This is a genomic window from Streptomyces sp. NPDC058664 (assembly GCF_042716635.1).
GTDB lineage: Bacteria > Actinomycetota > Actinomycetes > Streptomycetales > Streptomycetaceae > Streptomyces.
In genome coordinates, this window is record NZ_JBHXRW010000016.1 from 134,679 (window position 1) to 148,687 (window position 14,009).

Annotated in this window: 14 protein-coding genes and 1 riboswitch; of the genes, 3 read left to right on the forward strand and 11 right to left on the reverse strand. The window is 72.8% G+C overall.

Translation table 11 applies throughout. From position 1 onward, the window contains the following. Positions 1-111 precede the first annotated feature (111 nt). The 10 genes from ACFWUY_RS15835 to ACFWUY_RS15880 all read right to left on the reverse strand — a co-directional run bounded on the left by ACFWUY_RS15835 (position 112) and on the right by ACFWUY_RS15880 (position 11,191). A complete protein-coding gene (locus ACFWUY_RS15835; RefSeq protein ID WP_384107668.1) occupies positions 112-1,443 on the reverse strand; it encodes an MFS transporter in 1,332 nt (443 codons plus the stop codon). Positions 1,444-1,553: 110 nt separating this feature from the next. Continuing rightward, the gene (locus tag ACFWUY_RS15840) at positions 1,554-1,913 is read right to left on the reverse strand and encodes an ArsR/SmtB family transcription factor (protein ID WP_384107670.1); all 360 of its coding nucleotides are present in this window, start codon (positions 1,911-1,913) and stop codon (positions 1,554-1,556) included. 104 nt (positions 1,914-2,017) lie between these two features. Then, the gene (locus tag ACFWUY_RS15845) at positions 2,018-2,860 is read right to left on the reverse strand and encodes an ABC transporter ATP-binding protein (protein WP_384107672.1); all 843 of its coding nucleotides are present in this window, start codon (positions 2,858-2,860) and stop codon (positions 2,018-2,020) included. Then, positions 2,857-3,894 (reverse strand): FecCD family ABC transporter permease, encoded by a 1,038-nt coding sequence (locus ACFWUY_RS15850; RefSeq protein WP_384107722.1) that lies wholly within the window; start codon positions 3,892-3,894, stop codon positions 2,857-2,859. The genes ACFWUY_RS15845 and ACFWUY_RS15850 overlap by 4 nt, the downstream gene beginning before the upstream one ends. Before the next feature lie 62 nt (positions 3,895-3,956). Further along, positions 3,957-5,021, reverse strand: coding sequence for an ABC transporter substrate-binding protein (locus ACFWUY_RS15855; RefSeq protein WP_384107674.1), 1,065 nt, complete (start codon positions 5,019-5,021; stop codon positions 3,957-3,959). Positions 5,022-5,107: 86 nt separating this feature from the next. Then, positions 5,108-5,233: riboswitch (cobalamin riboswitch) on the reverse strand. Positions 5,234-5,351: 118 nt separating this feature from the next. Then, the gene (locus ACFWUY_RS15860) at positions 5,352-5,555 is read right to left on the reverse strand and encodes a cold-shock protein (RefSeq protein ID WP_384107676.1); all 204 of its coding nucleotides are present in this window, start codon (positions 5,553-5,555) and stop codon (positions 5,352-5,354) included. 161 nt (positions 5,556-5,716) lie between these two features. Further along, positions 5,717-8,095 (reverse strand): beta-glucosidase, encoded by a 2,379-nt coding sequence (locus ACFWUY_RS15865; protein WP_384107678.1) that lies wholly within the window; start codon positions 8,093-8,095, stop codon positions 5,717-5,719. An 8-nt stretch (positions 8,096-8,103) separates the two neighbouring features. Further along, entirely contained in the window at positions 8,104-8,922 is an 819-nt protein-coding gene (locus ACFWUY_RS15870) for a carbohydrate ABC transporter permease (RefSeq protein WP_384107680.1), read from the reverse strand. Then, entirely contained in the window at positions 8,922-9,869 is a 948-nt protein-coding gene (locus ACFWUY_RS15875; RefSeq protein ID WP_384107682.1) for a carbohydrate ABC transporter permease, read from the reverse strand. Before ACFWUY_RS15875 ends, ACFWUY_RS15870 begins: the two co-directional genes overlap by 1 nt. 17 nt (positions 9,870-9,886) lie before the next feature. Then, complete coding sequence (locus tag ACFWUY_RS15880) at positions 9,887-11,191, reverse strand: ABC transporter substrate-binding protein (RefSeq protein WP_384107684.1); 1,305 nt, start codon at positions 11,189-11,191, stop codon at positions 9,887-9,889. A gap of 149 nt (positions 11,192-11,340) precedes the next feature. Between ACFWUY_RS15880 and ACFWUY_RS15885 the strand changes: the two genes are divergently transcribed. Next, on the forward strand, positions 11,341-12,372 hold the full coding sequence (locus ACFWUY_RS15885) for a LacI family DNA-binding transcriptional regulator (protein ID WP_384107686.1): 1,032 nt from the start codon (positions 11,341-11,343) through the stop codon (positions 12,370-12,372). Between the two features lie 238 nt (positions 12,373-12,610). On the opposite strand, the gene ACFWUY_RS15890 is transcribed toward ACFWUY_RS15885, so the two are convergent. Further along, entirely contained in the window at positions 12,611-13,207 is a 597-nt protein-coding gene (locus ACFWUY_RS15890) for a TetR family transcriptional regulator (RefSeq protein WP_384107688.1), read from the reverse strand. 218 nt (positions 13,208-13,425) lie between these two features. On the opposite strand from ACFWUY_RS15890, the gene ACFWUY_RS15895 reads away from it, so the two are divergent. After that, positions 13,426-13,653 carry a hypothetical protein gene (locus ACFWUY_RS15895; protein WP_384107690.1) on the forward strand — a complete coding sequence of 76 codons (228 nt, stop codon included), beginning with the start codon at positions 13,426-13,428 and terminating at the stop codon, positions 13,651-13,653. Positions 13,654-13,710: 57 nt separating this feature from the next. Beyond that, positions 13,711-13,884, forward strand: coding sequence for a CsbD family protein (locus tag ACFWUY_RS15900; RefSeq protein WP_384107692.1), 174 nt, complete (start codon positions 13,711-13,713; stop codon positions 13,882-13,884). The last annotated feature ends 125 nt before the right edge of the window (positions 13,885-14,009 follow it).

Here is a 14,009-nt window from a genome sequence, read left to right on the forward strand (position 1 = left end):
CACGTCCTGGGGCCGGGACGAGGTCCTGGACGGCCCTGTCGTGGTCCCCTACGGACCGGCGGTGGTCCCCTACGGACCGGCGGTGGTCCTCGGCGGACCGGCAGTGGTCCCCTACGGACCGGCGGTGGTCCTCGACCGTCCGGCGGTGCGGCGGGTGTCCCGGCGCGGCGCCCGCCGTACCGTCGCGGGTGCCGGGCGGCCCGTCGGCGTCCGGTCCTGCGCGGGCCACAGGCGCGCCGCGGCCACGGCGCCGAGGAGCGCCACGGCGGTGAGCGCGGCCGCCGACGCGGCGGGCCCCGCCGTCGCGGCGAGCCATCCGGCGAGCGGATAGGTCAGCAGCCAGCAGGCGTGCGAGAGGGAGAAGCGGGCCGCCAAGGCGGCGGGCAGGTCTCCGCTCCTGACGGAGCCGCGCACCACCCTGCCGCCGGGGGTGAGGACCGCCGAGCCGGCGGCGCCGGTGACCATCCAGATCCCGAGCAGGGCGGGCCAGGACCAGCCGCCGCCCGGTGTGACGGCGAGTCCGGCGGCGATCAGTCCCAGGGCCCCGGGCAGGACGAAGGCGGCCCGCAGCATGACCGCGCGGTCGCCGGCCCGCTCCAGGAGGCGCGGCAGCAGCAGGGCCACCGCCATCGAGCCCGCTCCGTACGCGCCGAGTGCGAGCGCCACGTCCCCGGCGGGGCGGCCGAGGGTGTCGCGGACCAGGAGCACGGTGTCGACCAGGACGACGGCCCCGGCCGCCGCGACGGCCAGGTCGAGGGCGAGGAGCGCCCGCAGGCGCGGGGTGGCGAGAACGAGCCGGATCCCCGAGGCCGCCTTGGCGTACGTACGCGGCCGGGGACCGGCCCTCCCGTCGCCCCCGGCCTCCTCCGGGTCCGGGTCCGGCAGGGTGGTCGAGCGGACGAGGAGGCCGGAGGCGAGGAAGCCCGCGGCGGTGGCGGCGAAGAGCCAGGTGAACGGGACGACGGTGAGCAGCGCGGCGGCGAGCAGCGGGCTCACCAGGCTCTCCAAGTCGTAGGCGAGGCGGGCGAGCGAGAGGGCCTCGGTGTAGTCGCGTTCCTCGGGCAGGACCTGGGGGACGGTCGCCTGGAAGGCCGGTGTGAAGGCGGCCGACGCGGCCTGGAGCAGCAGGATCAGCACGTAGACCTGCCAGATCCGGCTGACGAACGGCAGGGCGAGGACGACCGCCGCCCGTGCCAGGTCCATGGCGACGAGCAGGGCCCGCCGGGGTACGCGGCCGGCGAGGGCGCCGACGAGCGGGGCGATCAGGACGTAGGCGGCCATCTTGATCGCGAGGGCGGTGCCGAGCACGGCGGCGGCGTTCGCGCCCGCCAGGTCGTAGGCGAGGAGGCTCAGCGCCACGGTGGCGAGGCCGGTGCCGGTGAGGGCGACGACCTGGGCGCCGAACAGGCGCCGGTAGGTGGGGTTGCGCAACACGGACAGCATGGGGACGCCCCCGTCGGCCCGGTGGAGTGTGGACGCCTTTCACTCTAGCCAATGCGTGCGCAATTGCGCACATGATGACGCTAAGTGGCCGGGACCCGGGGCCGGCCGCCTCAGTCGTGCCAGGGCTCCCCGCTCACCTGGTGGTCGGCCCGGCTGATCGCCTCGACCACGAGACGCTTCAGATGCCCGTCCGGCATCGCGTACACGACCCGGCGGCCGTCCTTGCGGGAGTGGACGAGCCCGGCGAGGCGCAGCTTGGCCAGATGCTGGCTGACCGCCGGGCGTGCGGCGCCGCACGCCTCCGTCAGGGCGGTCACATCGGCCTCGCCCCGGGTCAGCAGCCAGACCAGCTGGAGCCGGGTGGGGTCGGAGAGCAGCCCGAACACCTCCGCCGCCGCCGAGAGTTCGAGCGCTCCGGGCGTCCGCTCGTGCGGACGGGACGCGGCCGGGGGGTCTACACGCTCAGACATGGGCCCATCGTAGGCAGACCCGCCGGCACCGACCCCCGCCGGCCGCGAGCCCGGCGGTGGCCGTACGGCGTCAGGCCCCCGCGCCCGCCGGCCGTCGTACCGCGTCAGGCCTCGCGCCCGGTCCCGGTCGGGTCCGGCACCGTGCCCAGGAAGCGGATGTGCGGGGGGCCGCCGGGGTCCGGGCGGGTCACGGCGGACCGGACCCGGTAGACCTCGGCGATCAGCTCCTCGGTGAGGACCTCGCCCGGTGTGCCGGTGGCCACCACCCGTCCCTCCGCGAGGATCACGAGCCGGTCGCAGTACATCGCCGCCAGGTTCAGGTCGTGCAGCGCGACGACGGCGGTGAGGCGCAGCTCGGCGACCAGGGTCAGCAGGTCCAGCTGGTGCTGGATGTCGAGGTGGTTGGTGGGTTCGTCGAGGAGCAGCTCGCGCGGCTCCTGGGCCAGGGCGCGGGCGATCTGGACGCGCTGGCGTTCGCCGCCGGAGAGGGTGCGCCAGGGCTGCCGGGCCCGGTCGGCGAGGCCGGTGCGCACGAGGGCCGACCGGACGGCTGCCCCGTCGGCCGCCGACGGGGGCGTCCAGGCCCGGCGGTGCGGGACGCGGCCGAGGCGTACGACGTCGGCGACGGTCAGATCGGTCTGCGTGTCGGCCTGCTGCTCGACCGTGGCGAGGCGCCGGGCGACCGTCCGGCGGCCGAGCCCGGCCAGCGGGTCGCCGTCGAGGGTGACGACCCCGGAGTCGGGGGCGAGGACGCCCGCGAGGAGGCGCAGGAGGGTCGACTTCCCCGAGCCGTTGGGCCCGAGGAGGCCGGTGACGGTGCCGGGCGTGAGGGTGACGCTGACCCCGTCGAGGACGAGGGTGCCGCCCGCGGTGCGCGAGACCCGGTCGGCGCGGAGTCCGAGGCTCGGGCTCGGAATCGGAGCGGTCGGAGTCGGGCCCGCGGTCATCGGGAGCTCCTGGTGCGGTACAGGACGAGGACGAAGGCCGGGACGCCGATCAGCGAGGTCACCACGCCCACCGGCACCTCCTGGGGGTCGAGGACCGTGCGGGCGAGCGTGTCGGCCCAGACCAGGAACACCGCCCCGGCCAGGGCGGTGACCGGCAGCAGCCGCGCGTGCCCGGGGCCCGCCAGGGCCCGGGCGGCGTGCGGCAGGACGAGGCCGACGAAGCCGATCGCTCCGGCGGCGGAGACCAGCGCGGCCGTCAGGAGGGCGGTGACGCACAGCAGGACGAGCCTCGTGCGGGTGACGGCGACCCCCAGCGCGGCGGCGGCGTCCTCGCCGAACGCGAACGCGTCCAGGGTCCGCGCGTGCCCGCCGCACACCAGCAGGGCCGCCGCGAGCACCGCCCCGCACACCCCCACGTCGCTCCAGCCGGCCCCGCCGAGCGAGCCGAGCAGCCAGAAGAGCACGCCCCGTGTGGTCTCGGCGTCCGCCGCCGTCATCACGACGAAGGAGGTGAGGGCGGAGAAGAGCTGCATCGCGGCGACGCCCGCGAGCACCACCCGGTCCGTCGAACCGCCGAGGGTGTGGCTGAGCAGCAGGACGAGCGCGAAGGAGAGCACCGCGCCGAGGAACGCCCCTCCGGTGACGGAGAGGACGCCTCCGCCGACGCCGAGGACGACGACCGCGACCGCGCCGGTCGAGGCGCCGGAGGAGACCCCGAGCACGAAGGGGTCGGCGAGCGGGTTGCGCAGCAGCGACTGCATCACCGCGCCGCAGACCGCGAGTCCGGCTCCGCAGACGGCGGCGAGGAGGGTACGGGGCAGCCGCAGCTCCCACACGATGCCGTCCCGGATCGGCGAGACCTCCGGGACCTCCCCGCCGAGGTGGGCGGCGACCACGGCCCACACGTCGCCGACGCCGATGTCCGCGGGACCGATGGTGATCGCGACGGCCACCGAAGCGGCCAGGACGGCGAGCCCGGTCACCGTCCACAACAGCGCCGCGCCCCCTCCGCGTGCGACACCCCCTCCGCGCAGGACGCCGGACGGAACGACGGACCCGTCGGGTCGAACGTCGGTCTCGCCGGGCGGGAGCGCCGTCACTTCGCGAGGCCGTACGAGCGGAGGGCCGCCGCCACCTTCTCGACGCCCTCGACGGTGCGGACGGTGGGGTTCATGGCCTGGCCGCTGAGCAGGACGTACCGCTTCTTCCGTACCGCCGTCATGTTCCGGGTGACCGGGTCGGACTCCAGGAACTCGATCTTCTTCGCGGCGCTCTCGGCCGACTGCGAACGGCGGGTCAGGTCGCCGATGACGAGGACGTCGGGGTCGCGGTCGGCGACCGTCTCCCAGTTGACCTGCGGCCACTCCGCGCGCGTGTCGTCGAAGACGTTCTTCGCACCGAGGGCGTCGGTGACGATGCCGGGGGCGCCGCAACAGCCCGCCATGTAGGGCGCTTCGGCGTCGGAGAACCAGTAGAGGACCGTGGCGTCCGTGAAATCTCCGTCTGAAGTCGCCTTCGCCACACGGGACTTCAGTTCCGCGACGAGCTTCTCGCCGCGCTCCGGGACAGCGAACACCCGGGCCAGGTCGCGTATCTCGCCGTACACGGTGTCCATGGTCAGGGGCCGGATGCGGACTCCGTCGCCGTCGCCGCTGTTGTCCTTGCCGACGCAGTCGGTGGGCGAGAGGTAGGTGGGGACGCCGAGCTCCTCGAACCGCTCGCGGGGAGCCACCCCGCCCTTGCCGAGGGTGTACGCGAAGGAGGCGGCGGCGAAGTCGGGCTCGGCGTCGAGCACCTTCTCGAAGGAGGGGTAGCGGTCGGCGAGGCGCGGTACCTTCGCGTTCTCCTTCTCGAGTCCCTCGAGCACCGGGTCCGTCCAGGTGGCGGTGCCCGCCATGCGGTCGGCCAGGCCGAGGGAGAGCATGATCTCCGCCGACCCCTGGTCGAGGGCGACGGCCCGCCGCGGAGGCCGGTCGACCGTGACCCGGCGGCCGCAGTTGTCGTCGATCGTCACGGGGTACCCCTGGCGCGGGCCCCCGGTCGTGTTCACCGTGTTCTCCGTGGGCCGTGCGGCGGATCCGCCGCCGCATCCGGTCACGGTCAGGAGCAGGGCGCCGGCCAGGAACAGGGCGGCGGAGCGGGCGGGGTGTGCGAAGGGCACGGGGACTTCCTCTGCGGCCACGGCTCATACGCGGAGCCTGTCGTACGGTGCTCCCCGGACGACGGCGTGCCGCCGGGGCCGCCAGCAGGTCTTCGGACTCGGGGTCAGCCGGACGGAGCGCCTTCCCGGGCCCGTCGTGCCGCCCAGTGGCCGATGCTCCGCCCGTCGCCCTCACCGCTGCGCGTCAGTTCCGGTCTCGCACCGGATTCCCTGACCCGTGCACGTACCCGTCCGGGTGCGTACAAAGGTGCGACTGGCCTCGGCACAGTACCACCGGCCCGCTCCCCCGCCCGGGGGCGCCGCCGGTGGCACGGTCGTGCCGGCGGGGCGTCAGACGCGCAGTTCCTTCGCCTCGAAACGGCCCTCGCCGAGGACCAGGACGAAGGAGACCTGCTGCCCTTCGGAGAGGTGCTGCTCCTCCTCGATGTCCTCGGCGCTGAAGTAGACCTGCTCCTCGGAGCCCACGGGAACGACGAACCCGTACCCGCCGGCGCGGTTGAAGGAGTGCACGAACCCATTGCTTCTGCCGTCCACGGCGGCCTCCTCGTCGTCACCGGCGACGCGGCCGAGGGGGAGGTCGCGCCCGTCCCGGCCGCATTCGCGTCTCAGGGGACTCTTACCCCGCCGGATCGCTCTTCGCCCGCCGGCCGGCGCGGGCGGGTGATGCCGCCCGGGCCCCGTCCGGGCCGCCGTGGTCAGTCGCCGGTACGCGGATCGACCCGGAACGCGGCGTGCAGGGCACGGTGGTGGTCGACGTACCGCACCGGGCCGGTGAGGGCCACCCGGGCGGTCAGTCGTGGTTCGGTGCTGGAGGCGCTGAGCCGCAGCTCCAGCTCTCCCGGTTCCACCGCGCGCCGCCCGTCGCGGCCGGTGAACGAGGCGAGGTCGGCGGGGACGGCCACCCGGATCCGCTTCTGCTCCCCGGCGGCCAGGTCGAGCCGTTCGTAGCCGATGAGGCGCTGGAGGGGCTGGACCACGGAGGCCACGGGGTCGTGGAGGTAGAGCTGCACGAGCTCGCTGCCGGCGCGGTCGCCGGTGTTGCGCACGGTGAGGGCGAGGTGGAACGTGCCGTCGGTGGGGGCCTCGGGGTTCTCGACGACGAGGTCGTCCCACGCGAAGGTGGTGTAGGTCAGGCCGTGTCCGAAGCCGTAGGCGGGTGTCGGGTCGATGCTGGAGACGTCGCCGGCGTGGCCGAGGCGGGCGGCGAGGTAGGTGGACGGCTGGGCGCCGGGGTCGCGGGGCACGCTGACGGGCAGTCGGCCGCTGGGGGCGGTCCGGCCGCTGAGGACGGAGGCGATGGCGGCGGTTCCCGACTCGCCGGGGAAGAAGGACTGGACGACGGCGGCGGACTCGTCGGCCGCGCGGCCGAGCGCGTAGGGCCGTCCGGCCAGCAGCGTGGTCACGACCGGTGTGCCGGTGTCGAGGAGCGCGTCGAGGAGCCGCTGCTGCGCTCCGGGCAGGGTGAGCGATCCCGCGTCGCAGCCCTCGCCGCTGGTGCCGCGGCCGAAGAGCCCGGCGCGGTCGCCGAGCGCCGCGACGACGAGGTCGGCGCCGCGGGCCGCCGCCACGGCCTCGGCGATGCCCTCGGTCCCCGCGTCGTCGATGCCGGTGCCCCGCGCCACGGTGATCTCGGCCGCGGGGAACTCCGTCCGGAGCGTGTCGTGAAGGGTCGGCAGGTCGATGCCGAGGGGGACGCCGGGGTGCTGTCCGCCGACGTGGACGGGGAAGGAGTAGCAGCCGAGGACGGCGGTGGGGACTTCGGCGTTGGGGCCGATCAGGGCGATGCGGCGGGGGGTGCGCGGGTCGAGCGGGAGGGTGCCGTCGTTGCGGAGCAGGACGACGGCCCGCTCGGCGATCCGGCCGGCCAGTTCGCGGTTGGCGGTCGGGTCGAGGTCGATCGTGCCGCGCAGGCGTTCCGGGTCTCCGGTGGTGTCGGCGTCCGCGAGGGCGGGGGGTACGGGGGTCCAGTCGGGGTCGAGGAGGCCGAGCCGGGCCTTCTGCAGGAGGACGCGCCGGACCGCGCGGTCCACGAGTTCTTCCGGCACCCGGCCGTGTTCGACGGCTTCGACGAGGGGTTCGCCGAAGGTCTTGACGGTGGGCAGTTCGACGTCGACGCCCGCGGCGAGTGCGGCTCCGGCGGCTTCGGCGAAGGTCCCGGCGACGCCGTGGAGGGTCTTGAGGAAGGCGATGCCGAAGTAGTCGGCGACGACGGTGCCGGTGAAGCCCCAGGTGTCGCGGAGCAGCCCGGTGAGCAGTTCGTCGTCGGCCGCGGAGGGGACGCCGTCGGTGTCGGTGTAGGCGTGCATCACCGACCGGACGCCGCTCTCCCGTACGGCCATCTCGAACGGCGGCAGGATCACGTCGGCGAGCTCGCGCCGGCCCATGCCGACGGGGGCGAGGTTGCGGCCCGCCCGGGAGGCGGAGTAGCCGGCGAAGTGCTTGAGGGTGGCGACGATCCCGGCGGATTCGAGGCCCTGGACGTAGGCGGTGGCGATGGTCCCGACGAGGTACGGGTCCTCGCCGATGGTCTCCTCGACGCGCCCCCACCGGGCGTCGCGTACGACGTCGAGGACGGGGGCGAGGCCCTGGTGGACGCCGACCGCGCGCATGTCGCGGCCGATGGCGGCGGCCATCTCCCGGATCAGGTCCGGGGCGAAGGTGGCGCCCCAGGACAGGGGTACGGGATAGGCGGTGGCGCCCCAGGCGGCGAAGCCCGCGAGGCACTCCTCGTGGGCCACGGCCGGGATGCCGAAGCGGTTCGCGGCGACGATCCTCCGCTGGGTCCGCATGAGGGAGAGCGCGCCGACGGCGGGGTCGACGGGGACCGTGCCGAAGGGCCGGGTCAGCTGGCCGAGGCCGTCGGGGAGCAGCTCGTCGAGGTCGGCCGGCTCCTCCATGTCGTGCTGGTGCGGGGCGACCTCGGCGCCCTCGTCGGACGCTCCGACCCAGACGCCGACGAGCTGGGCGGTCTTCTCCTTGAGCGTCATCTCGCGGATCAGCGCGTCGACGCGGGTCTCGGCGTCCAGCGCGGGATCGCGCCAGGGGGCGAGGGGGGTGTGAGGCGGCGTGGCCATGTGGGCGGTCACTTTCCTCCGACTCCCATCAGGCCCTGGACCAGGGCGCGACGGGCGAACAGATAGACGAGCAGGATGGGGAGCATGGAGAGGACGACGGCCGCGAGCAGTCCGGGGATGTCGACGCCGTGCTCGGTCTGGAAGTCGTAGAGGCCCATGGTGATGACCTTGTTCTCCGAGGACTGGGTGAGCACGAGGGGGAAGAGGAAGCCGTTCCACGCCTGGAGCGCGGAGAAGACGACGATCGTCGACAGGCCGCCCTTGGACAGTGGCAGCACCAGCTGCAGGAAGACGCGCCGGGACGAGGCTCCGTCGACGGTCATCGCCTCGTACAGCTCCGGGGTGATGTCGCGCATGACGCCGGTGAGGATCAGGGCGCAGACGGGCATGGCGAAAGCGGCGGTCGGCAGGATGACGCCGATGAGGTTGTCGTAGAGGCCGGCCTCGTCGATCAGGTAGAACATCGGGACGATCACGGCCTGCGAGGGGATCGCCAGGCCGAGCAGGAAGAGCCGGAAGATCCGTCCGGTGGCCTTGCCGTCGCTGCGGACGATGGCGTACGCGAGGGGCGGTACGAGCACCAGGACGATGGCGACCACGCTGACGGTGACGACGACCGTGTTGAGGAAGTACTGCGCGAAGCCGTCGTTGAGGTCGTTGACGTAGTTGTCGAGCGTGAAGTCCTCCGGGAATCCCAGGGGGCCGTTCGCCGCGTAGTCCGCCCGGGTCTGGAAGGTGGCGATCAGCATGACGTACAGCGGCAGGCCGATCACGAACAGCCAGACGAGCGAGCCGAATCCGGCGAGGTAGTGGGGACGCTTCCGCATCACACGCCCTCCATGGTGCTGCGCATCCTGTCGTAGCCGCTCAGGCGGACCATGACGAGGGAGACGAGGCCGGCGACGAGGACGAGGAGCAGCGCGATGGCGGAGGCCATGCCGAAGTCGAAGCTCTTGAAGGCCTTCTGGTACATGTAGTAGGCGCTGTTGGTGGTGTCGGTGCCCGGTCCGCCCTGGGTGAGGATGAGGACGGTGTCGAAGGTCGTGAGGCCGCCGACCACCATCAGGATCGTCGACGTCACGACGGTGTTGCGCAGTTGCGGCAGGGTGATGTGGAAGAACTGGCGGTACCTGCCCGCCCCGTCGATCTGTGCCGCTTGGTAGAGCACCTGGGGAATGGCCCTCGCCGCGCCCTGGTAGAGCAGGGTGTGCAGGGGGGTGAACTGCCAGGTGCTGACGAAGACCAGGACGCCGAGGGCACTGGCCTGGACGCCGAAGAGGTTGCCGTCGCCGAACAGCCACGTCGCCTGGGCGGGGACGCCGAAGTTGGGGTCGAGCACGGCGCGCCACAGGACGGAGACGGCGGTGATGGAGAGCAGCAGCGGGACGAAGTAGATGGCGGAGAGGACGGCCCGGTTGCGCTGGTGGCCGGCGGCCCAGACGCCGAGCAGGATGCTGATCGGGGTCTGGACGAGGACGCCGAGGACGGTGAGGAGCAGGCTCAGCCAGAGGCTCTTCACCATCACGGGGTCGTCGAGCAGTCTGCTCCAGTTCTCCAGGCCGGCGAACTCGGGCGAGCCGAGGCCGTTCCAGCGGGTGAAGGAGAGCACGACGACCAGGAGGAGCGGTACGACGGCGAACAGGGCGAAGAAGACGGCGGCGGGCGCCGCCCAGGTGAGGCCCGGGCGTCCCGCGCCGGTGCCGGGCCGGTTCGGCCGCCCGGAGTGTCCGGTCTTCTTCTCGCTGTCCACGGCGGGGGCTGTGGCAGTGGTCATGTCGGATGTTCCGGGTGTCAGGCCGCGGGCAGGGTCTGCATGGCGGCGATGAAGGCGTCGGTGCTCATCTGTCCGTTGAAGAACTGCTGGACGGCCTGGTGGAGGGTGGTCGTGGCGGCCGGCGGGAACGCCTGGTCCCAGGAGAGCTGGAACGCGGGGGCCTTCTTCACCAGGTCGTACTGGTAGCGCGAGTAGGCGGGGTTGGCGGAGTCGCCGAGGAACCGCTCGGTGTTGGTGGTGGTCGGCAGGTTGCCGATGGAGAGCTGGTCCTTGACGAACTCGTCGGAGTACATGAGCTTCAGGAACTCCGCGACGGCCTCGGGGTGCTCGGTGGTCTTGAGGACCGAGTAGAAGTTGTTGGTGTTGCCGGCGAGGTTGCCCGGGTCGCCCTTGCCGCCCTCGACGGTCGGGAAGGTGCCGTAGCCGAGGTCGCTCTTCACGAAGTCCGGGTAGGCGTCCTGGAGGGTGGAGTACTCCCAGGAGCCCATGAGTTCGAAGGCGGCCCTGCCGGTGGCGAGGAGGGCGGGGGAACCGCCGTCGGTGAACTTGACCGAGTCGTAGTTGGTGCCGAAGGCGCCGGCGTCGATCAGCTCCTTGAGCATGCCGAGCGCCTTCCTGCTGTCGGCGCTCGCCCAGACGTCCTTGTCGCCGTCGACGGCCTTCTGGAAGAGGCCGGGGCCGGCCACCCGGTCGTAGAGGTACTGGAACCACATCTGGGTGGGCCACTTGTCGCCGCCGCCCAGGGCGATCGGGGTGACGCCCTTGGCCTTGAGGGTCCTGACGGTGGCCAGCAACTCGTTCCAGGTGCGCGGGGCGGTGACGCCCGCGTCCTTCAGGACCTTCTTGTTGCTGAACATCAGCACGGGCTGGGTGCCGCGCATGGGGACGCCGTAGGGCTTGCCGTCGACGACCGCGGTGTTGAAGACGGACGGCAGGAAGTTGGACCGGAGTTCCGGGTTCTTGGCGATGAAGTCGTCGAGCGGCATCAGCAGGCCGGCGTCGACGTACGGCTTGATGCTGCCGCCGCCCCAGTTGAAGAACACGTCGGGCGCCTGCTTGCCGCTGATGATCGTCTGCAGCTTGGACTGGTAGTCGGCGCCGGGGATGGTGTCGAGGACCGCCTTGACCTTCGAGGTCTTGTTGAAGGTCTCGACGAGCCGCTTCTCCACCTTGTTCGTCGCGTCGCCGTACACCAGGACGTGGAGGGTGCCGGAGCCGTCGGCCGCGTCGTCGGAGCCGCCGCAGGCCGCCAGGGACAGGGTCATGGCCAGCGACGCTCCACCGACGACAGCGGTTCTCAGGAGCTGTGCGGGTCGCTTCATCGCCTCACCTTTCGAAAGAGTTTCGGATGAGTTTCCGAAACTTGACGTGTCGGGACGCTAAGCTTCGGGCGTCGAGACGGTCAACCCCCCGACAGCGCGTTACCCAAGCGTGACGCTGTGGGCCGGATGGGTTGCTTTATGCTGCTCGGATGCGAGACGACGAGGAGAACAGGCGGATCACCCTGGCGGAGGTGGCCGAGAAGGCCGGGGTGTCGCTTTCGACAGTTTCGAAAGTCCTCAACGGCCGTCAGGACGTCTCGCCGACCACCCGGGGCAAGGTGGAGCGGCTGCTCGAGACGCACTCGTACCGGAGGACCACCCGCGCGGCCCGTGAGGCGCCGCTCATCGAGCTCGTCTTCCACGAGCTCGACAGCGTCTGGTCCATGGAGCTGATCCGGGGCGTGGAGAACCTCGCCAAGGCGCATCAGGCGAGCGTGGTGCTGACGGAGAGCGGCACCCGGCACGCGCCCGCGCCCGACTGGATCGAGGGCGTGCTGCAGCGGCACCCGATCGGCGTCGTGCTCGTGTTCTCGTCACTGCCGGACGAGGTCAAGCAGCAGCTCGGAGCACGGTCCATCCCCTTCGTGATCATCGACCCGGCGGGGGACCCGGAACCGGACGTGCCCTCCGTGGGCTCGGCGAACTGGTCCGGCGGCGTCGCCGCCACCCGGCACCTGATCGACCTGGGACACCGGCGCATCGCCATCATCACGGGCCCCGAGGACGTCCTGTGCTCGCTCGCCCGCCTGGACGGCTACCGGTCGGCCCTCGGCATGGCCGGCCTGGACAGCGACCCCTCACTGGTCCGCTTCGGCGACTTCCACGTCGACGGCGGGTACGCCGGGGCCATGGAGCTCCTACGGCTGCCGGACCGCCCCACCGCGATCTTCGCCGGCAGCGACCTCCAGGCGCTCGGCGTCCTGGAGGCTGCCCGGGTCTGCGGACTCCGCGTGCCCGAGGACCTGTCCGTGGTCGGCTACGACGACGTGATGCTCGCGCGCTGGTCGAGCCCGGCCCTCACCACCGTCCACCAGCCGCTGCGGCAGATGGGCGAGGAAGCGGCGCAGATGCTGCTGCGCATGCGGGCCGGGGAACCCACGGTGACCCGCCTGGAGCTCGCCACCAGTCTCGTCGTCAGGAACAGCACGGCCCCGCCGCGCACCGCCGACGGCGGGGAGTAGGGCACCCGCGGCTCGGACACGCGCCAGGGCTGTCCGACCCCGATCCGTCGGGCACGCCCCGAGCGACCGTCGGGAACGACCCTCGGGTGCGCACCACTCCCCGGGTTCTCGTACAATCTTCAACAGAGGCCCGGTGCCGGAGATCCCCCGTGTCCGACACCGGGCCTCGCTCTACCCCGAAGGTCTTTTTCCGTGCCTTCCGCCAGGCCCTTCGCCGGCGCCTCCGCCGGGCCCTCCGTCAGCCCCCGCCACCCGGGTACGCGATCCTCGCCGTGATCCGGGCGATGCGCCGCGCCGACTCCTCCGGGACGCCCACCGGCTGCACGATGTGGCTGACGGTGAGCCGCACGATCGCCTCGACCGCGAGTCCGCGCGACTCCTCGTCCACATCGGGCCAGGCCTCGACCGCGTACGCGTCGAGCATCGCCATCGCCGTACCGAAGACGGGCTCCGGGCGGGTGGTGAGATAGGCGAGGAGGTCGTCCTCGCCGCCCCGCGCCGCGACCAGGACGCTCTTGACGAGGGGATTGTCCACCGCCTGCTGGAGCGTGTAGCCGACCCCGGCGGCGGCCGCCGCCTCCAACTCGCCGTGATGGGCGTCGAGTTCACGCTGGATGCCAAGCAGGAAACCCTCCAGCTCGCGCTGGACCAGGGCGTTGCCGATGGCCTCTTTCGAGCCGAACTCGTTGTACAGCGTCTGGCGGCTGATCCCCGCGGCCCGCGCGATGGCGGTCATGCGCAGCCCGCCCCAGCCGTCGGCGGCGACGAGACCGTAGGCGGCGTCGAGCACCTGCTCGCGCAGCAGGGACCGAACACTCTCTCGGAAGCGTGTCATCGTGCCCCCACTTTATCCGCGCGGGACCCGCCCGCCCCGGGCGAGCCGTCCACCCGCACGGGCCGTCGTGACGGCGGCCTCCGCAGCGGACGCCCGCGCCACGGGCGCCGCCCGGAAGGATCCGCGAGGGGCTGTTTCGTCCGTACGCCATCGGGCAGCAGCACCTCGTGCCACCGGCGGCCACCGGGGCGCGTACCAGCGGCGTCAGGGAGAGGACCATGAGCCACCACGACAGGCACGGCAGCGATCAGGATCCCCGGCACGAGCCTCCGCGGACCACACCGTCCGAGGCGGAGGGCGAGAGCGGTGACGCGGAGGCACGGCGCCAGGCGGAGGAGGCGAAGTTGGGCCGGTCGGAAGCCGCCGAGGAGGACGCGCACGGCAGCACCGCCAAGGGGCAGGCCCCCGGCCTCGGCCGCGAGGAGCAGCGGAGACCGCATCCGTGAGTATTCCTCGCGGTTCCGGGCAGTCGCACGGTCGGGAGACTCGGCAGGAGGTGTCGGATGTCCGCGGGTAAGAAGGCCAGGAACGCCGCGCAGACGGCCAAGGGCAAGGCCAAGGAGGCCACGGGCAGGGCCGTGGGCAATGAGAGCCTGACGAAGAAGGGGCAGGCGGAGCAGATCAAGGGCGACGCGAAGCAGGCGGGGCAGAAGGTCAAGGACACGTTCAAGCACTAGGAACGGGACACGGTCGGGGGGGGGGGGGGGGGGGGGGGGGGGGGGCCGCCGCGGCGGCGAGCAGCCGGGGGGTACATGGGGCGGGGGGCGGGGGGCGCGCGCCCGCCACGACCGCGCCCGCCGCC